Origin of the sequence: Vreelandella aquamarina (genome assembly GCF_020075495.1) — a bacterium.
Classification (GTDB): Bacteria; Pseudomonadota; Gammaproteobacteria; order Pseudomonadales; family Halomonadaceae; genus Vreelandella; species Vreelandella aquamarina_A.
The window spans coordinates 66,341-84,709 of record NZ_JABYQT010000009.1 but is presented as its reverse complement, the minus strand read 5'-3'; the positions used below and the strand labels follow the sequence as shown (position 1 = coordinate 84,709).

Sequence of the window (18,369 nt, the reverse complement as noted above, 5' to 3'; positions counted from 1 at the left end):
TTTACTGCTTTCAAGGGAGATAAATTCGCTGCGTTAACGCAGCCTAAACGGTAGGGTGCTGGAAAGCGGACGCTTTCTGACGCAAAGTAGGTCTGACAGCTCAAGAGCGACATGCTGCCTCAGCTCACCTTAGTGCCTGGATCAAGCGTCCAGCCACCCGTACATGGACACCGATCACATGAGCGGCCATAACGTCTGGACCCATAAAGGCACCTTCCTGCTCGCCGCCGTCGGCTCTGCGGTGGGGCTTGGCAACCTATGGCGCTTCCCTTACCTGATCGGCGAGAACGGCGGCGGGGCCTTCATTCTGGTCTACGCGCTGACCATCTTTGCCGTCGGCATCCCCATTCTGATTGCCGAAACCATGCTGGGCCGCACCAGCCGCCGCAGCCCGATCATGGGCATGCGTCATTTGACCAGAACGCATCGCACCTTTCGTGCCTGGGAGTCGATTGGCTGGCTGGGCGCCTTGTCCGCTTTCCTGATTCTGAGCTTCTACTCGGTCATCGCCGGCTGGGCCATTCACTACATCTGGCTGATGTTTACCGGTTCGCTGCTCGAGGCGGATGCGCAAGCCATCGGCGAGGGCTTTACCGCTCTGCTCGCCTCCCCCGCCCTGATGACGCTCTATCACACCCTGTTCATCGGCTGCTCAGGCATCATCGTCGGCATGGGCATTCACAAAGGACTTGAATCAGGGCTGCGTATCATGATGCCCGCCCTGTTCGTGATCCTGCTGGTAGTGCTGGGCTACAGCGTGGTCAATGGCGATATCGCCGCAGCGGCAGGCTTTCTGTTTACCTTCAACGTGGCTGACCTGAGCATCGAAGGGTGGCTTCAGGCCATGGGCCAGTCGTTTTTCACCCTGAGCCTCGGCATGGGCGCCATTATGGCCTACGGCGCCTACATGACCAGCGAAACCTCGCTGACCCGCACCGCCATTGCCATCGCCTTCATCGATACCGCCGTTGCCATGGTGGCCGGCCTTGCCATCTTCGCGCTGGTGTTTGGCGCAGGGCTTGATATCAACCAGGGGCCGGGGCTGATGTTCATTACCCTGCCGCTTGCCTTTGCCGACATGCCCATGGGCGCACTGATTGGCGGAGCCTTCTTCATTCTAGTGTTGGGCGCGGCCATCAGCTCGGCCATTTCACTGATCGAGCCGGTAGCCGCCTATCTGGTCGAGCGCTTTGACATGACCCGCCCTCAAGCAGTGGCCGTCATGGTCGTTGCCGCCTGGGCCATGGGGCTTTTAACGGTCGTCAGCTTCAATAGCTGGGCCGAAGGCACGATCTTCCATGCGCTGTTCAAACGCAGCGCCTTCGAGCTTATTGAGCTTTTGACCAATGTCTTCATGCCTCTGGGTGGGCTTATGATTGCCCTCTTTGCAGGCTGGGCCCTGACCCAGACGGAAGTCAGAAAAGAACTCGACACCAGCACGGCCTGGTTTGCCACATGGCGGTTTCTGGTGCGCTTTATAAGCCCGGCGGCGGTCGCTTTCGTGTTTCTGCGTACGCTTCCCGGCGTAGAGGGATATTGGCTACCGGCCGCTGGTGCGGCGCTGTTCGTCGGCCTGTTTGCCCTGGGCCAACGCCAGTTGGCCAGACGTCGCCAACCAATACAACAATAGCCATGAAGCGCGAGGACGCGATGACTCCCATTATCGAAGTACAGCACGTCAACAAGGCCTTTGGCGGGCTCCACGTCATCAACGACTGCTCGATCAGCGTCGAGAAAGGCTCCATCACCGGCATGATCGGCCCCAACGGGGCGGGCAAGTCGACGCTTTTCAACCTCATTGCCGGCAACCTCGTCCCGGACAGCGGTCGCATCCTGCTCGACGGCGAGGAGATCACGACGCTTTCCGCCGATGCGCGCTTTCACCAGGGGCTCTTGCGCACCTTCCAGATCGCCCACGAGTTCAGCCAGATGAGCGCGCTGGAGAACCTGATGATGGTACCGCCGAACCAGGCCGGTGAGCGTCTTTTCAACACCTGGTTCAAGCCGGGGCTCGTGCGCCGGGAGGAAGAGGAGGTGCGCCGCCGGGCGCTGGAGGTGATCGAGTTTGTGGGCCTGCACCACGTGAGAAACGAGCTCGCCGGCAATCTCTCCGGTGGCCAGAAGAAGCTTCTGGAGCTTGGCCGCACCATGATGACCGACGCCCGCGTGGTGCTGCTCGACGAGATCGCCGCCGGAGTCAACCGCACGCTTCTGGGCGATCTGATGGGCAACATCGAGCGGCTCAACCGCGAAATGGGCTACACCTTCCTGGTCATCGAACACGACATGGAGATGATCGCAAGGCTTTGCGACCCGGTCATCGTGCTCGCCCAGGGCAGCGTCATGGTCGAGGGCTCGATCGATGAGATCCAGCAAAACCCCGAGGTGATCGAGGCCTACTTCGGTAGCGACGCCGCTTGAGGCGCAGTGATTACAACAATACCCAACCTTTCGAGACTTTCCGACCATGTCCCACGATGCGTCACCCCCATCGCCTTCGAACGCCCCGCCGCTTCTGAGCGCGCGCGGCGTGCACGGCGGCTACGGCAGCATGAACATCCTGAACGGGGTCGACATGACTCTGCATGCCGACGAGGTCGGCGTGATCGTCGGCCCCAACGGCGCCGGCAAGTCCACCATGCTGAAAGCGGTCTTCGGCCTCTTGAACGTCAACCAGGGCGAGATCCTGCTCAGCGGCGAGCCGATCCAGAACCTGGCCCCCAACCAGCTGGTCAAGCGCGGCATGGGCTTCGTGCCCCAGGAAAAAAACGTCTTCCCGAGCCTGACGGTAAAGGAGAACCTGGAGATGGGCGCCTTCCTGAAGCCGCAGAACGTCAAGCGCATGCTCGAGCAGGTGTATGAGTTCTTTCCGCCGCTCAGGGACAAACGCCGTCAACCCGCCGGCGAGCTCTCCGGCGGGCAGCGCCAGATGGTGGCCATGGGCCGCGCCCTGATGGCCGAACCCACGCTGTTGCTGCTCGACGAGCCGACCGCCGGGCTCTCGCCGCTCTACATGAACGAGATATTCGATCGGGTGAAGAAGATCAACGCCGCCGGCGTCGGCATCCTGATGGTCGAACAGAACGCCAAGCAGGCGCTGGCCATCGCCGACAAGGGCTTCGTGCTGGCCGCCGGCCAGAACCGTTTCACCGATACCGGGGCTGCGCTTCTCGCCGACCCGGACGTCGCCAGAAGCTTTTTGGGCGGCTAGCCCGGGGGAGAAATTCGTGAACGAACTGGTCTTTTTCATCAACAACGTCCTGATCGCCGGTAGCGTCACCGGCTCGATCTACGCCATCGGCGCGATCGGCGTGACGCTGATCTTCAGCATCATGCGCTTTGCCCACTTCGCCCACGCGGACATGATGACCTTCGGCGCCTTCATGGTGCTTCTGCTCACCACCGCCTTTCCCGCGCTGGGCCCGGCCATCGGCGTGCCGACCGCGCTCATCATGCTGCCGCTTGCGATGCTTCTGACCGCGCTTCTGGCCGTGGGCATCGACAAGGCGTTCTACAAGCCGCTGCGCGCGCACGGGGTGAAGCCCATCGTTCTGGTGATCGGCTCACTCGGTGTGACGCTGATGCTCCAGGGGCTGATTCGCCTGTTCGCCGGCACCAGCGGCCAAAGCCTCTACGTCGACGATCGCAAGGAGATCCTGCGTATCGCCCTGCCCTTCGAAGGGGCGCGGGCGCCGATCGTGGTCACCGAGCCGCAGCTCTATCTGTTCGTGATCACCATCGTCTGCGTAGTGGCGCTGGCGCTGTTTCTGAACCGCTCGCGCCTGGGCAAGGCGATGCGCGCCATGTCCGATAACCCGGAGCTCGCCCAGGCCTCGGGCATCAACACCAACACCATCGTCGCGGTGACCTGGGTGATCGCCGGGGGCCTGGCCGCCATCGCCGGCACGCTCCTGTCGCTAGACGTCACCTTCAAGCCGGACCTGAGCTTCTTTCTGCTGCTGCCGATCTTCGCCGCCGCGATTGTGGGCGGGGTGGGTCACCCCTACGGGGCGATCGCCGGCGGCTTCGTGGTGGGCTTTGCCGAGACGCTCGCGGTATTCAACTGGAACGTGCTGCTGCGTCCCTTCCAGGATAGTTTCCCGGCCTGGCTGGAGCTTCCGTCGAATCTCGCCTTCGTGGGCACCGAGTACAAGATCGTGGTGCCGTTTTTCATCCTGGTGGCCATTCTGGTCTGGCGCCCCACGGGCCTGTTCAAGGGCAAGGTGATCTAATGAACAATCGACATCCTTCCTATACGCCTGTTGACTCGACCGTGACGCGGCGCTTTCCGGTGCGCGAAGTGGTGCTGTTCGCCGCGCTGCTCGTCGCCGTGCTCGGCGTCTACGCCATCATGGGCGCAGCCTACAGCACGCGCATGCTGGTCGAGGCGGCCTGCTACGCCATTCTGGCCCTGGGCCTGACCATTCAGTGGGGCTACGCCGGGCAGTTCAACGCCGGCGTCATGGGCTTCGTGGCGCTCGGCGGCTTCTGCGCGATGCTCTTCAGCGTGCCGGTCAACGATGCCTTCTGGGGTACCGAGCTGCCCGGGGAGCTTGGCCGCGTTCTGCTTTACGGGCTGGCCGCCATCGTGCTGGTCATCGGCGTGAGCAAGCTCGACCGCTTCGGCATGCCCAAACTGCTGCGTACCGTGCTCGCCGTGGCGCTGGCGGTGGTGCTTTATCTCGTCGTCATCAGCATGCTGCGCGAGGTGACCAGCGAGATCCAATCCCGTGCGGGCTTCGTCGGCGGTTTCGGGCTTCCGCCCTGGACGGGCTGGATCGTCGGCGGCGCACTGGCCGGCGGGGTGGGCTACTTCATCGGCCATATTTGCCTGGGGCTTCGAAGCGACTATCTGGCGATCGCAACGCTGGGCATCGCCGAGATCATCAAGGCCTTTTTGAAAAACTCCGACTGGCTGACCCGGGGCACCGCCACCGTCTCGCCGCTGCCCTGGCCGACGCCCGGGCCGTCGGCGCTCGGCTTCACGCTCTCGCGGGCGATCTACCTGTCGCTGACCGCGGTGATCATCGCCGTCATCTTCTTTTTGCTGCACCGCGCCTACCACGCCCCCTGGGGGCGGATGATCCGCGCCATTCGCGACAACGAAGTCTCCGCCGCCGCCATGGGCAAGGACATCAACAAGCGCCGCCTGGAGATCTTCGTGCTTGGCTGCATTCTGATGGGGCTCGGCGGCGGCGTGCTCGGCACCTTCAACAGCCTCTTCGACCCTCAGGGGTATCTGCCGCTGAACCACACCTTCCTGGTGCTGGTGATGGTGATCCTCGGCGGGCCGGGCAACAACCTGGGCACGCTCTTCGGCGCCGTGGCGGTCTACATCATCTGGATCATGTCCGAGCCGCTGGCGCTTTTCATCATGCAGCTGGTGGCAAGCCTGGGTGAAGGCGCGGGCTGGCAGATGCCGACCAACCTGGAAAGCCGCGCCCTGCAGGCCCGGGTACTGGTGATCGGCATGCTGATCACCATCGTGCTGCGCTTCGCGCCCAGGGGGCTTTTACCGGAGAACATCAAGAGTCACGGCTAGCCGCCGTGCGCGCTTTTACAAACAAAACGCCCCAAGCCAGTGGCTTGGGGCGTTTTTGATACCGCGGGAAACGTCAGCGGTTACAAGTCGAGCTGGCCCCTGGTGACGAAGCGGCCGTCTTCCACCGCCATTTCCACCACCACGCCGGGCACGTCGCCGTTGTCATCGAACTCGTGGGAGCCGGAGGCGCCTTCGTAGTTGATCTCGGTGCCGGCGGCGATCAGCTCCACGGCCTTCTCCCACTCGCCGGGCAGGATCACTTCGCCCGGCTCGCTTGCCACGCTTCGAAGCGCCTCACTTAGTCCTTCGCGCTCGGCGCTACCGTTTTGCTCGATGGCCAGCGCCAGCAGGAAGGCGGCGTCGTAGGCTTGCGCTGCAAACACGGCGCTCGGGTCGAAGCCCGCCGCTTCGGCGGCGTCGTTGAAGATCGACGTGCCGGGCAGCTCCGGGCTTCCCGGGCGGGTGGCGATCATGCCGTCGAGCACGTCGGCGCCGATCGCCTCGACCAGGCTGTCGCCGACCATGCCGTCGGCACCCACGTACTGGGTGAACATGCCGCTCTCGTAAGCCTGGCGCAGCACGGTCTGGCCGGAGGTGTCGGCGTAGGCGAGCACGACCAGCGTATCGGCACCGCCGGCAGAGAGCGAGCCGAGCTCCGAGCGGTAGTCGGCGCGGTTGTCCTCGTGGGCGAGGCTTTCGCTGATTTCGCCGCCGCCATCCTCGAACGCGGTGGCAAAGGCGTCCGCCAGGCCCTGGCCGTAGTCGTTGTTGACGAAGGTGACGGCCACGTAGTCGATGCCCTTATCGAGCAGCAGTTTGGCGAGCATTTCGCCCTGGAAGGCGTCCGAGGGCACGGTACGGAACACCAGATCGTTGTCGTCGAGCTCGGTGACCGCCGGTGCCGTGGAGGCCGGCGAGACCATCACCACCCCACCCGGGATGGCGGCGTTGTTGGCCGCGGCGATGGTCGCGCCGGTGCACAGCGCGCCAACGATGGCGGTGACGTTTTCGGAGTTGACCATACGGTCGGCGGCGTTGGAGGCCGCCGAGGCGTCGGAGCAGGTAGTGTCGCCGGAGGGCATGGAAAGCGTTTGCCCGTCCAGAATGCCGCCCTGCTCGTTGATCTGGGCAACGGCCAGTTTGGCGCCTTCGAAGATAGGAGGTGTCAGGCTCTCGATTCCCCCGGTAAAACCACCCAGAAAGCCAATCTTGACCTCTTCTGCCTGTGCAACCCCGGTCAGGGCCAGTGAAGAAGCCGCAACGGCGGTGGCTAGTGCGCGTTTATTGATCATATTGTTCGTCGCTCCCAGTGAGGTAAACGTTTGCGTGCCGTGCACGAAAACCTTCTCTAATCTGGAACCACCGCGCCAAAAACACAAGCAGAGCCTTCCAACGCTGCGTTGATGCTGTTCTACAGCCAGCGCTCAAGCCGAAACGCCTGGCTGACCCAGGCATTGAAATGCCGCCAGAGGCTGCCCGGTTCTTCTGTCAGCCACCGAGGCTCGCCGTCATGCTCGAGCTCCCAGGTCAAGCGGCCTTCCTCATCATGTATCACGTGATAGCTGATGGCCGGGTCGCGACCGATCTCCATCAGCTCGTCAAACGCGTCCATCAGCGTGGCGCTTTCCACCAGCACTCCCACCTCGCTGTTCCACAGCACCGAGCGTGGGTCAACGTTGAAAGAGCCGACAAACAGCTGATCATCACCGCGGATGGCCTTGATATGCAGCGCGGAGGCAGAGGCGCCGGGCACGCGCATCTCGTTTTCGGCATCGGCATCGACCTCGCCCGCCTCCTGCTCGGGGCGCAGCTCGAAGAGCGTAACGCCGTGCGCCAGCAGCGTTTGCCGCCAGGGCGCATAGGCGCCGTGGACGACCGCAGCGTCAGTGGACTCCAGAGAATTGGTGATCACCTCCACCTCGACGCCCTGATCGGCCAGCCGGGTCAAGCGCTCGACGCCATCCTTGGTAGGGACGAAGTAGGCGGAAATCAGCGTCAGTTGCTCCTGGACCTGCATGTTGGCCGTCAAGTCGCCCAGCAGCGTGGTCTGCCAGTCCGGGGCACCGCTTTCGGCAAGCTTGCCCGGCGCATCCCACAGCGCCCGGCCCTTGCCCCAGTGGAGCGTCTCCCAGGGCGGTGCCTCGCGCGATTGCTGGCGCAGCTCAGAAAAGTAGGCGGAGTCGGCGTTATCCTCCAGCCACTCGTCTAGCTCGCCCTGCAGCCCCTGCCAGGCGCTGGCCGCCACCTGGTGATAGCGCTCGATGGGCTGGGCCAGGCCATGATTCCAGTAGAGATCGAAGCTTCTGGAGAGCTCCGGTACGACCTCGCCGACCGCCACCAGGTCCAGGTCGGCAAAATTGCGTGCATCGTTGGCGTCGAAATACTCATCCCCCAGGTTGCGCCCGCCCACGATCGCCACACTGTTATCGGCGATCCAGAGCTTGTTGTGCATGCGCCGGTGCTGCTGAGCAGGATTGGTGATCGACGCCAGCACCCGGGTTACCAGGTTGCTGCGGCCGAACGCCACCGGGTTGTAGACGCGTACGTGAATGTAGGGATGGCTCGCCAGCGCGGCCAGGCGCTCGCCCTGTCCTACCGCGCCGATGTCATCGACCAGCAGCCGGACACGCACCCCTCCCTCGGCGGCCTTGAGCAGACGAGCCAGCACCAGATTGGTAGTCTGCCCCTCACCCAGCAGGTAGGTCTGGATATCCAGCTCGCGCTGTGCCTGCTGAATAAGCCCGGCGCGTACCCCAAAGGCCTCCTTGCCGTTGGCCAGCATGCCAAAGCCGTCCGGCTCGTTCTGGGTGGCCAGCACCTGCGCCACCTGCTCGCCCAGCCAGGTCTGCCGGGCCTCCTCCAGGGCAAGGGCCGTGTGGTGTTCGCGCACCACCGCGTGGGTGCAACCAGCCAGCAGTAGACACAGCGCCAGCCAGCCAAGCCAGCGCGACCACTCATGAGCACTAGGCATGGTCGCGGTCGCCAAGCCGTTCGGCGCGCTGCTTGCGCAACCGATTGCGGCGATACACCCGCACCAGAGCAAGTATCAGAGCCGCGGTCAGCATCAAGCCAAGCGTGCCCCCCTGCCAGGGCCTTGCGGCATCGCCCAGCACGGTTTCCAGAGTGATGATGATGACCAGGCCGAGAGCCTGGGAGCCAATGGCCAGCGCACGCAGGACATCAAAGGCGGGGTGAGGCATAGACAAACTCCGTAAAAGGCAGCGCTCGTGATATGGTCTCTAGTGTACCTGCTTATTGGAAAGACCATGAATGCCATCGCCCTTGGGCCGCTGTTGATTTCACTACCCAGGCTTTACGCCATTGGCTGCGCGCTTTTGCTATGGCTGGCCGCACGTTACCTGCTACGTCTGCCCTCCACAACCCGGCAGCGCTGGTTTACCGGGCTGGTCATCGCCTGGCTGATCGGCGCGCGTATCGCCCATATCACCCTCCACCTGGAAAGCTACAGCGCCACTCCCTTAGAGGCGCTCAAGCTCTGGCAGCCGGGCTATCACGGCATCGGCGGGCTGCTCGCCGGGCTTCTCTGGAGCGCTTTTGCGCTGCGCAAGCATCTTCTTGCGCTGCTCGGCAGTACCGCGCTGCTGCTTAGCGCATCCAGCGTATGGCTTGTTCTGATGGCGGTATCCCCGCTGGGCAGTGCTTCTGATATCAGCCGGATACCCGAGATCGACCTGGAGAACCTGGAGGGTGAAGAGGTCTACCTGCCTTCGCTTGCCGAGGGCAGTGACCGGATCGTGGTCAACCTGTGGGCCACCTGGTGTCCGCCGTGCCGGCGGGAGATGCCGCTGCTTGAAGAGATGGCCGAGCAGGAAGGGGTTACGGTTGCCGTGATCAACCAGGGCGAGGATCTTCTGCCCATCCTGCGCTACCTGGACGCGGAAGCGCTCAGCTTTACTCATGCCCTGCGCGATCCAGGCCAGCAGCTGATGGCGCTGTTTGAAGCGCCCGGGCTCCCCACCACGATACTCTTCGATGGTCAGGGCAACACCCTGGATATTCACGTAGGCGAGCTTACCCGCGCCCACCTGGAGCGCTGGCTGGAAGATTGACGGCGATACTCCTTAATCCCCCGCCGCCTTTGCGTTAGAATCCCCCGCCCTACTGCTGCCGATGGCGTGCCTCGGCAGCGTACGACCCGTTTTTGTAGACTTCCCCGAGGCATCATGAGCGATTTTTCTCCCGGCCAGCGCTGGATTAGCGACGGCGAAGCCGAGCTTGGGCTCGGCACCGTGCTTAACTGCGACGCCCGTAGCGTTACCATCTTGTTCAGTGCCAGCCAGGAAACCCGTACCTATAACACCCGTCAGGCGCCATTGACCCGGGTAATGTTCGGCAGCGGCGACCGGGTGCTCTCTGCCGACGGCTGGCAGATGATCGTTGATGACAGCAAAGAAGCCAACGGCCTGATTACCTATATCGGCGAGGACAGCGAAGGCGCGCTGCGCGAGCTGCCCGAAGCCAAGCTTGCCGACACCATGCAGTTCGACCAGGCCCGCGACCGGCTGCTGACCGGCCAGGTAGATCGCAACGACTGGTTCGACCTGCGCTTTCGCACCCTGCACCACTTTCAGCGCATCGAGCAGCACAGCGCGCTGGGCTTTGCCGGGCCGCGCATCGACCTGATCCCCCACCAGCTGTATATCGCCGATGAAGTGGCCCGCCGTCACGCGCCTCGGGTGCTGCTGGCCGACGAAGTGGGCCTGGGCAAGACCATCGAAGCCGGGCTGATCCTGCACCGCCTGCTGCTGGCCGGGCGCGTCGAGCGCGCGCTGATCCTGGTGCCCGACAGCCTCACCCACCAGTGGCTGGTGGAACTGCTGCGCCGCTTCTCGCTCAATGTGAGCCTGCTCGACGAGCATCAGAGCCAGGCCCACGGCAGCGCCAACCCGTTCGAAAGCGCCCAGCTGGTCCTGGCAAGCCAGGGCTGGCTGTTTGCCAACATTCATCGTCAGGATCAGGCGCTGGCCAGCCGCTTCGACCTGCTGATCGTGGATGAAGCGCACCACCTGGACTGGAGCAGCGAAGGCAGCGGTCCGGGCTATCAGTGCATCGAGCAGCTCGCCGCCGAAATACCCGGCCTGCTGCTATTGACCGCTACCCCCGAGCAGATGGGCGTTGAAAGCCACTTTGCCCGCCTGCGCCTGCTCGACGGCGAGCGCTATCATGACCTGGAACGCTTCAAGGACGAGGAGCGCCACTACACCGCCGTGGCCGGCGCCATTGATGCCCTGGATGAACTGCCCGCCACGCCGGATGCCCGCGCCCGTGTCGAGGCCGTCGCCGATGACCGCGACAGCCAGGCATTGCTGGCGACCCTCTGCAACCCCGAGGCCAGTGCCGAGCAGCACGACGCTGCCCGCTCCCAGCTGCGCGACGCCCTGCTCGACCGCCACGGTACCGGTCGAGTGATGTTTCGCAACAGCCGCCGCCACGTGGGGGGCTTTCCTGAACGGCGCTTGCACCTGGCCCCTCTCGAGCTGCCTTCCGCCTACCGCCGGGTGATACGTCGCCTGGAGCGCGACGACGACTATCTTGACGAGCTTCTGATCGAGACCGGCATGGATCATCCGGATGTGCTGATCTACCCGGACGCCATGTACCGCGAACTCAGCAATGATCCGCTCAACGGCGAGGCCTGGTGGCATATCGACCCACGGGTCAACTGGCTGCTGGATAAACTCAGCGACGACAGCGACACCGGCTTTGCCAACGACAAGGTACTGGTAATTGCCCACCACCGTGAAACCGCCGAAGGCATCGCCGAAGGGCTGCGCGTGCTGGGTGGCTATCAGGCGCCGGTCTTCCATGAGGGGCTGTCGCTGGTGGAGCGTGACCGCGCCGCGGCCGCCTTTGCCGATGAAGAGGAAGGCGTTCAGGTACTCGTCTGCTCGGAAATCGGCTCGGAGGGGCGCAACTTCCAGTTCTGCCGTCATCTGGTCATGTTCGATATGCCTCAGCACCCGGATCAGCTGGAGCAGCGCATTGGCCGCCTGGACCGTATCGGCCAGAAGCATGCCATCGAACTCCACGCCCCGACCTTTACCGGCAGCCCCGGTGAGCGCCTGCTGCGCTGGTATCACGAAGGCATGGATGCGTTCAGCGCGCCGCACGGCATCGGAAGCGACCTGTTCGACGCCTTTGGCGACGCGCTGGCGGATGCGCTTTTAGACGACGAAATGCTGGATGACATCATCGAAGAAACGCGGGAGATGTTCACCGCCAAGCTTGCAGAGCGTGATGCCGGCCGCAACCGTCTGCTGGAGTTGAACGCCTGCCGTCCGGCGCGCGCCCAGGAGGTCATCGAGGCGGTGCGCGAACTCGATGAAGATGCCGCGTTGCCGCGCTACGTCGAGCGCGCTCTTGACGTATTCGGCGTGGATAGCCAGGAGATCGGCCAAGGACTTTTCCACCTGCAGCCCAGCCAGCACATGCTCGATGGCCTGCCGGGGCTGGTAAAAGGAGAAGAGGGGTTTACCGCCACCTACAGCCGCGCCCAAGCGCTGGCCCGCGACGATATTCACAGGCTTTCCTGGGAGCATCCGCTGCTGCGTGAAATGATGGGCCGGGTGCTGGATGGCACCATGGGCAACACGGCGCTCGCCCTGTTGCGCCACCCCGCCATTCCCAGCGGCCGGCTGATGGCGGAGCTTGTGTTCCGCACCCACTGCCCGGCGCCCCGTTCGCTGCACCTCAACCGCTTCTTGCCGCCCACCGCCGTGCGTGTGCTGCTCGATGAGTCAGGGGCCAACCTGACCAGCAAGATCTCGTTCACCGGCCTGGGCAAGAACCTGCAAAAGGTCAACAAGTCGCTGGCGCGTGATCTGATCAAGAGCCGTCATGACCAGCTGCGCGAGCTGCTGAGTCAGGGAGAGGGCGAGGCGGAGCGCGAGCTGCCGAGCATCGTGGAAGCTGCCGAAACGCGTATGCGCAGCCAGCTGGATGCCGAACTTGCTCGCCTGACCGCACTCGCCGAGCACAACCCGTCGGTACGCGACGAGGAGCTGGAAGCGCTCAAGCAAGAGCGCAACGCGCTGAGCGAGGCGATCGAGAATACCCGGCTCCGCCTGGATTCCGTTCGGGTCATCATTACCGTGGACCCGAACGCCTGATCCACACGCAGCCGATTAGAGAATGGCCGCAAGCGCCTTGTCGAGCGTGGGGTAACTGAACTCAAACCCCGCCTCATCAAGGCGCGCCGGGCGCATGTCGGCGCCGGTCAGCAGCAGCCGGGACATCTCTCCGAGACCTGCCTTCAAGACAAAGGCAGGGACCGGGAAAATGGCCGGGCGGTGCAGCTGGCTGGCCAGCGCCTGGGTAAATTCGGCATTGGTCACCGGGTGCGGCGCACTGCCGTTGAACACACCGCTCAGGCCATCGTTTTCCAGCAGGAAGAGGATCGCGTCCACCAGGTCGTCGCGATGGATCCACGGCATGAACTGCTTACCGCTGCCAAAACGTCCGCCCAGGCCCAGCTTGAACGGAGGCAACATCTTCTCGAGCGTGCCTCCCCCGCTGTCCAGCACCAGCCCTGTCCGTAGAATCGCCAGCCGCACGCCCAGCTCTTCGACCGGCTGGGCGGTGGCTTCCCACCTGGCGCATAGCCGATGGGCAAACTCATCATGAGGTGGCGTCCTTTCGGTCACCACGCGCTTGCCCTGGTCACCGTAGTAGCCCATGGCAGAGCCGCTGACCATGACGCGAGGCAGCGGCTGGCCGCTGGCCTTGAGCTGTTCGCACAGCACGACCAGTTGGTGGGTGGTCTGGGTACGCGACTCGACCAGGCGCTTTTTCTGCGCCTCGCTCCAGCGCTTGCCGGCAATCGATTCACCGGCCAGGTTAACGATGGCCTGCGGCGGCGCCTCCATGAACGCCAACGCGCTGTCGCGGATGTCGCAGGCCCTGGGCAAGATATCCTGCGTCTTTTGCGGATGACGCGACACCACCTGCACCGCATGATCGAGCGCCAGCAGTTTTTCACACAGCCGCCGGCCAACGAAACCGCTGCCGCCTGTTATCAGTACACGCATGATGTCACTCCTGTCGATGCCGCCACGAGGTAAATAGAACGGCGTACACTACCTATACACTGTCAGCACTTCATGTTTACCCGAAGTAGCTTTAGTAGTATTCCTGTAGAACCTGAGTAACTTATCAACATAGATTACAAACGGCTTCTAAACCAATCGTGCCATTAACATCACGCACTTAGAACATTTTTTAAATTTATATAAGGTTGACTTTAAATCCAAAGGTTGTACCGAATAGCGACAAATTGTACAAATAGAGCTAGGATAGACGTACTTCAATCACGTTTATTCAAGCGGCACACGATATGGATTGTGAAACAACTTCGCTGCAAGGCGTCCTGATGACGCCTGGTTTCATGCAGCTCGAGTCAACCAAGAGGCAAAGGCGCCCATGAGTAGCAAGGCGACCCATCCACCCGATACTCCGCTCTACCCGATCCGGGAAGTTTCTCGCTTGACGGGTGTGAACTCGGTCACCCTGCGCGCCTGGGAGCGACGCTATGGTCTGATTCGTCCTAAACGCACGCCGAAAGGCCACCGTCTTTACGCTCAGGACGATATCGCCCGTATCGAACGCATTCTTCAATGGCTCAACCGCGGTGTGCCGGTCAGCCAGGTGGTTGATCTGCTGGACCAGCCTGAAACCATCGAGGCGCCCACGCCAGACTCAGGTGATTGGGTAAGCCAACGCCAGCAGCTTCAGGCAGTCATCGAAGCACTCGATCTGGCCAAGCTTGAAATGCTTTATCACCAGAGCCTTGCACTTTATCCACTGAGTATCGTGGTCAACGAGTTGTGGCAACCAGTGCTGTCGGCGCTGGAAACCAAGTGGGCCATACAGCCGGATAATCTGGTACGTCGTACACTGGAAACCTTCTTGCGCAGCCAGGTAGGTACCCGCCTGCACTACGCCAATCAGTCCACTCGGGGCCCTCTGATACTGCTTAGCGCCATGCCCGACGACCCCGGCCCCCTGTGGGTACTGATGGTTGCCTTGATGGCCAGCGAACAGGGGTATCGTGTCCAGATGCTGGATCACTCTCTGCCGCTTGAAGACCTGCCGCAGGCCGTGGCTCGCCTTCACTCCTCCATGGTCCTGTTGACCAGCGGACAGCGAGAGAGCGACAGCTTCATCCATTCGGCGCTGCCTCATGCTGCCGAAGCGCTCAGCGTGCCGCTTGGCGTATGTGGAGCTGTTGCCAGACTGCGCGATAGCGAGCTGCGAAGCGGGCCCGTGCATACCCTGGGAGACGATCTCCCCCAGGCTATCTCGCGTCTCAGGCCGCTGCTGCGTGAGTCGGGCGTGCTGTAGGCCTGCAGGCCAAGGCAAGCTCAGAGTCTGGTATTAGCGGAGAGAACATGGACGTTCAACTAGTCTGGTTGCGAAGCGACCTGCGTATTCATGACAATACGGCGCTTGCCGCCGCCGCCGCCAAGGGGCCGGTGATTGCTGTCTTTCTGCGCAGCATTGCCCAGTGGCAGTCACACGGCCATGGGGCGACCAAGATCGATTTCTGGGCCCGCGGTGTAGCCGCCCTCAAGGGCGCCTTGAGCGGACTCAACATTCCGCTGCTGCATCGTGATATCGACCGTTTTGACGCAGCGCCTCAGGCATTGCTGGACATCGCTCGCGAGCACCACGTTACGCGGCTGCATTTCAACCATGAGTACCCGCTCGACGAACGCCGCCGCGATCAGGCGGTGCTGGATGCCTTCAAGAGAGAAGGCATTGCCGCCCACGGCTATCATGATGCGGTCGCTTTTGCCCCCGGCACGCTGCTGACCGGCAAGGGCGGCTACTACGGCGTCTTCACACCCTTTTCCAAGGCGTGGCACAGACAGATAAGCGCCGAGCAGCTCGAGCTGCGCGATCCTCCCGAGGTGCAAAAACGGCTACCCGTCGAAAGCGACCCCCTGCCGGAGCTGCCGCCACTCGATGACAATCCGGCAGGCAGACGTGAATGGCCGGCGGGCGAAGAGACGGCAGCCGATCATCTGGCGCGTTTTTTACGCTTTCGCGGCCGTCACTACAGTGTCCAGCGTGATTTTCCCGGGGTACGCGGCACCAGCGAGCTCTCACCCTACCTGGCACTGGGCATGATTTCTCACCGCCAGTGTCTGCAGGCCGTCATGAGCGAAAACGGCGGCCATCTGGCCGATGGCGATGCGGGGCTGACCACTTGGGTGAACGAGCTCATCTGGCGTGAATTCTATCAGCACGTGGCGGTCGGGTTTCCTGAGGTATGCCGCCATCAGCCGTTTCAGGAACACACCAAGCAGCTTGCCTGGCGCGAGGATGACGAAGGCTTCAAGGCCTGGTGCGAGGGGCGTACGGGGTATCCGCTGGTGGATGCGGCCATGCGCCAGATGCTGACAACGGGCTGGATGCATAACCGGCTCAGAATGGTCACGGCCATGTTCCTGAGCAAGCACCTGTTGATCGACTGGCGGCGGGGCGAGGCCTTCTTCATGCGCCATCTCGTCGACGGCGAGTTCTGTGCCAATAACGGCGGCTGGCAGTGGGCCGCCTCCACCGGGACGGATTCAGCCCCCTATTTTCGTATCTTCAACCCGACCACTCAGTCGAAACGTTTCGATCCTGACGGTGAATTTATCGCCAGATGGGTGCCGGCGCTTGCCGAGCTACCCGCCAAGGCGCGCCACGCGCCGCCTCGGGACATGCTGACCCAGCTCGACTACCCGGCTCCCATCGTGGATCACAAGGCTGCCCGAGCGCGCGCGCTGGATGCGTTCAAGGCGCTGAGTAAATAAGACAGCGTGCCCGAGCTAGATAGCCCCCACGGCTGCGGGCAGCGCTACCCAGCGCTGCTCCAGCTCAGCGGCGGGCAAGGGGCGAGAAAAATAGAACCCCTGGACGACGGCGCATCCGGCATCGATCAGAAACCGGCACTGCTCCTGGGTTTCCACGCCTTCGGCCACCACCTCCAGCCCCATCCCTCTGGCCATGGCCAGCACGGCCCTGACGATCGCGGCGTCCGCCTGGCTTCCCGGCAGCTCACGGATGAAGGCACGATCCAGCTTGATTTTATCCACGGGTAACCGCTTTAGATAACCAAGTGATGAATAGCCGGTGCCAAAATCGTCAATGGCGACCGAATAGCCTTGCTCTTTCAAAGCCTTCAGGCGCGGCCCCATATCGCCGGCCCGCTCGTCGATCAGCACCGATTCGGTGAGCTCCAGGCCAATCTGGGAAGGTTTTAATTGATAGCGCTTCAAGCAAGCGTTCAACTGAGTTTCCAGATCCCCTTGAAAAAGCTGCAGCGCAGAAATATTGACCCAGATGGTCAACTTGGGCATGCCGCTGTGCTGCCAGTGAGCCTGCTGCGCGCAGGCTTTTTCAATGACCCAACTGCCCAGTTCCGCCATAAGGCCGTGGCGCTCCGCCAACGGAATGAAGTCCGCTGGAGAAATCATGCCGTCCTGGGGATGCCGCCAGCGCAACAGCGCCTCCATGCCCACGAGCTCACCGCTGGCCGGGTGGTGCTGAGTCTGAAAGTGCAGCTCGAGCTGGTCGCCGGAAATCAACGCCGCGCGCAGGTCGCTGACCAGGGCCAGCTGTGGATTATCCTGCTTGTCCAGTGCCGGACGAAACCGCAGGCTGTGGTTGCGCCCCAGCCGCTTGGCACTGTACAGGGCGGACTCGAGACGCTGAAAGAGCACGCCCGAGTCACGGCCATCCTCCGGCGCCCGGCAACTGCCGATGGTGAGGCCCAGGCGCAGAAGCTGATCACTGATTTCAAACGGCCGGCTCATGTGCTCGCGAAGGCCTGCTACCCAGTCCTCATGGTCGTCATAGGTGGTCGTACGAATCACCATGAACTCGTCCCCCCCAAGCCGCCCCACGACACTGCCCGCAACATAGCTTGCCAACCGCTGGGCAAAGCGGGCCAGTAGCCGGTCGCCCTGCTCGACCCCCAGGCTGTCATTGACGGATTTCAATCCGTCGATATCGAGCAAGGCGATATCCAGGCTTTCTCCGGCACGCAGGTGGCGCAGGCGTGATCCCATCAGATCGTGAAGCCGACGGCGGTTGGGCAGGCCGGTCAAGGGGTCTTCATAACCGATACGGCGCAGATCATGCTCGCGCGCCTTCTGCGACGAGATATCGGTAAACAGGCTGATGAAGTGGGTAATATTGCCCCGCTTATCGGTAACTGCGCGCACCTTCAGCCATTCGGGATACTCGTCTCCATGCTTGCGCCGGTTCCACATCTCTCCTTCCCAGCGCCCCGTTGCCTTCAGCGTGCTCCAGAACGTCTGGTAGAAGGCCTTGTCATGCCGGGGGGCGGCCAGAGCCTCGAGATTCAGGCCTACCACTTCGCCGCTGGCGTAACCGGTGATATCGGTAAAGGCAGGATTGACGGCCATGATCCGATTGTGAGCATCGCTTACCACGACGGCATCACTGGCCAGGTCGATGGCATTCCTGGCCAGACGATAACGCAGCCGTTGCTGACTGACCTGATGCCAGGCATTCCAGCCCCCCAGTACCACGAAACTCATCGCCACCAGACGCAGCATGGCATCGGGCAGCCATACACAAGCAGGCAGCGCGACGAGCGCTACCCAAACCAACGGGCGATTGAGAGAAACGGGAAGCCACATGGCGATTCGCTACGTCCTTTCCTGAAAACTGGCATAAAATAAGCACGACCATGAGCAACATACGCATCATGCCGCGTTACCAAAAGCTTGAATACACGCATATTACGCCAATAGGTCATTCAAGTGGGCAATTCAACCTTCAAGCATGCTTGA

General features: G+C 62.6%; 14 protein-coding genes. 9 read left to right on the top strand and 5 right to left on the bottom strand.

Annotated elements, in window-relative coordinates:
- Positions 1 to 178 precede the first annotated feature (178 nt).
- From HW452_RS13870 to HW452_RS13850, 5 genes are read left to right on the top strand one after another with little or no spacing between them, the layout of a single operon-like run.
- Complete coding sequence (locus HW452_RS13870; protein WP_224106738.1) at positions 179 to 1,630, top strand: sodium-dependent transporter; 1,452 nt, start codon at positions 179 to 181, stop codon at positions 1,628 to 1,630.
- Between the two features lie 20 nt (positions 1,631 to 1,650).
- The gene (locus tag HW452_RS13865; protein WP_224106710.1) at positions 1,651 to 2,421 is read left to right on the top strand and encodes an ABC transporter ATP-binding protein; all 771 of its coding nucleotides are present in this window, start codon (positions 1,651 to 1,653) and stop codon (positions 2,419 to 2,421) included.
- Between the two features lie 46 nt (positions 2,422 to 2,467).
- Complete coding sequence (locus HW452_RS13860; RefSeq protein WP_224106709.1) at positions 2,468 to 3,211, top strand: ABC transporter ATP-binding protein; 744 nt, start codon at positions 2,468 to 2,470, stop codon at positions 3,209 to 3,211.
- A gap of 16 nt (positions 3,212 to 3,227) precedes the next feature.
- Positions 3,228 to 4,232, top strand: coding sequence for a branched-chain amino acid ABC transporter permease (locus tag HW452_RS13855; protein WP_224106708.1), 1,005 nt, complete (start codon positions 3,228 to 3,230; stop codon positions 4,230 to 4,232).
- Positions 4,232 to 5,542, top strand: a complete 1,311-nt coding sequence (locus tag HW452_RS13850) for a branched-chain amino acid ABC transporter permease (RefSeq protein ID WP_224106707.1) — start codon at positions 4,232 to 4,234, stop codon at positions 5,540 to 5,542. The genes HW452_RS13855 and HW452_RS13850 overlap by 1 nt, the downstream gene beginning before the upstream one ends.
- 80 nt (positions 5,543 to 5,622) lie before the next feature.
- Here the strand turns inward: HW452_RS13850 and HW452_RS13845 are convergent, their stop codons facing one another.
- From HW452_RS13845 to HW452_RS13835, 3 genes are all read right to left on the bottom strand, one after another.
- Positions 5,623 to 6,834, bottom strand: a complete 1,212-nt coding sequence (locus HW452_RS13845; protein WP_224106706.1) for an ABC transporter substrate-binding protein — start codon at positions 6,832 to 6,834, stop codon at positions 5,623 to 5,625.
- 119 nt (positions 6,835 to 6,953) lie between these two features.
- Positions 6,954 to 8,513, bottom strand: a complete 1,560-nt coding sequence (locus HW452_RS13840; protein WP_224106705.1) for a phospholipase D family protein — start codon at positions 8,511 to 8,513, stop codon at positions 6,954 to 6,956.
- Positions 8,506 to 8,742, bottom strand: coding sequence for a hypothetical protein (locus tag HW452_RS13835; RefSeq protein WP_224106704.1), 237 nt, complete (start codon positions 8,740 to 8,742; stop codon positions 8,506 to 8,508). Before HW452_RS13835 ends, HW452_RS13840 begins: the two co-directional genes overlap by 8 nt.
- Before the next feature lie 66 nt (positions 8,743 to 8,808).
- On the opposite strand from HW452_RS13835, the gene HW452_RS13830 reads away from it, so the two are divergent.
- Both HW452_RS13830 and rapA read left to right on the top strand, forming a co-directional pair.
- Positions 8,809 to 9,612 (top strand): prolipoprotein diacylglyceryl transferase family protein, encoded by an 804-nt coding sequence (locus tag HW452_RS13830; RefSeq protein WP_224106703.1) that lies wholly within the window; start codon positions 8,809 to 8,811, stop codon positions 9,610 to 9,612.
- A 114-nt stretch (positions 9,613 to 9,726) separates the two neighbouring features.
- Positions 9,727 to 12,672 carry an RNA polymerase-associated protein RapA gene (gene rapA / locus HW452_RS13825; protein WP_224106702.1) on the top strand — a complete coding sequence of 982 codons (2,946 nt, stop codon included), beginning with the start codon at positions 9,727 to 9,729 and terminating at the stop codon, positions 12,670 to 12,672.
- A 15-nt stretch (positions 12,673 to 12,687) separates the two neighbouring features.
- Here rapA and HW452_RS13820 read toward each other — a convergent pair whose 3' ends face one another.
- Positions 12,688 to 13,590 carry a TIGR01777 family oxidoreductase gene (locus tag HW452_RS13820; RefSeq protein WP_224106701.1) on the bottom strand — a complete coding sequence of 301 codons (903 nt, stop codon included), beginning with the start codon at positions 13,588 to 13,590 and terminating at the stop codon, positions 12,688 to 12,690.
- A 391-nt stretch (positions 13,591 to 13,981) separates the two neighbouring features.
- On the opposite strand from HW452_RS13820, the gene HW452_RS13815 reads away from it, so the two are divergent.
- Entirely contained in the window at positions 13,982 to 14,902 is a 921-nt protein-coding gene (locus tag HW452_RS13815; protein ID WP_224106700.1) for a MerR family transcriptional regulator, read from the top strand.
- Between the two features lie 47 nt (positions 14,903 to 14,949).
- Positions 14,950 to 16,362, top strand: a complete 1,413-nt coding sequence (phrB, locus tag HW452_RS13810; protein WP_224106699.1) for a deoxyribodipyrimidine photo-lyase — start codon at positions 14,950 to 14,952, stop codon at positions 16,360 to 16,362.
- Positions 16,363 to 16,377: 15 nt separating this feature from the next.
- Here phrB and HW452_RS13805 read toward each other — a convergent pair whose 3' ends face one another.
- Complete coding sequence (locus HW452_RS13805) at positions 16,378 to 18,216, bottom strand: putative bifunctional diguanylate cyclase/phosphodiesterase (protein ID WP_224106698.1); 1,839 nt, start codon at positions 18,214 to 18,216, stop codon at positions 16,378 to 16,380.
- Between the last annotated feature and the right edge of the window lie 153 nt (positions 18,217 to 18,369).

Excerpts from the sequence above, each read along its gene's own strand:
- HW452_RS13870 (WP_224106738.1), top strand. The coding sequence starts at position 179 with ATGAGCGGCCATAACGTCTGGACCCATAAAGGCACCTTCCTGCTCGCC.
- HW452_RS13865 (WP_224106710.1), top strand. The coding sequence starts at position 1,651 with ATGACTCCCATTATCGAAGTACAGCACGTCAACAAGGCCTTTGGCGGG.
- HW452_RS13860 (WP_224106709.1), top strand. The coding sequence starts at position 2,468 with ATGTCCCACGATGCGTCACCCCCATCGCCTTCGAACGCCCCGCCGCTT.
- HW452_RS13850 (WP_224106707.1), top strand. The coding sequence starts at position 4,232 with ATGAACAATCGACATCCTTCCTATACGCCTGTTGACTCGACCGTGACG.
- HW452_RS13845 (WP_224106706.1), bottom strand. The coding sequence starts at position 6,834 with ATGATCAATAAACGCGCACTAGCCACCGCCGTTGCGGCTTCTTCACTG.
- HW452_RS13840 (WP_224106705.1), bottom strand. The coding sequence starts at position 8,513 with ATGCCTAGTGCTCATGAGTGGTCGCGCTGGCTTGGCTGGCTGGCGCTG.
- HW452_RS13835 (WP_224106704.1), bottom strand. The coding sequence starts at position 8,742 with ATGCCTCACCCCGCCTTTGATGTCCTGCGTGCGCTGGCCATTGGCTCC.
- HW452_RS13830 (WP_224106703.1), top strand. The coding sequence starts at position 8,809 with ATGAATGCCATCGCCCTTGGGCCGCTGTTGATTTCACTACCCAGGCTT.
- rapA (WP_224106702.1), top strand. The coding sequence starts at position 9,727 with ATGAGCGATTTTTCTCCCGGCCAGCGCTGGATTAGCGACGGCGAAGCC.
- HW452_RS13820 (WP_224106701.1), bottom strand. The coding sequence starts at position 13,590 with ATGCGTGTACTGATAACAGGCGGCAGCGGTTTCGTTGGCCGGCGGCTG.
- HW452_RS13815 (WP_224106700.1), top strand. The coding sequence starts at position 13,982 with ATGAGTAGCAAGGCGACCCATCCACCCGATACTCCGCTCTACCCGATC.
- phrB (WP_224106699.1), top strand. The coding sequence starts at position 14,950 with ATGGACGTTCAACTAGTCTGGTTGCGAAGCGACCTGCGTATTCATGAC.
- HW452_RS13805 (WP_224106698.1), bottom strand. The coding sequence starts at position 18,216 with ATGTGGCTTCCCGTTTCTCTCAATCGCCCGTTGGTTTGGGTAGCGCTC.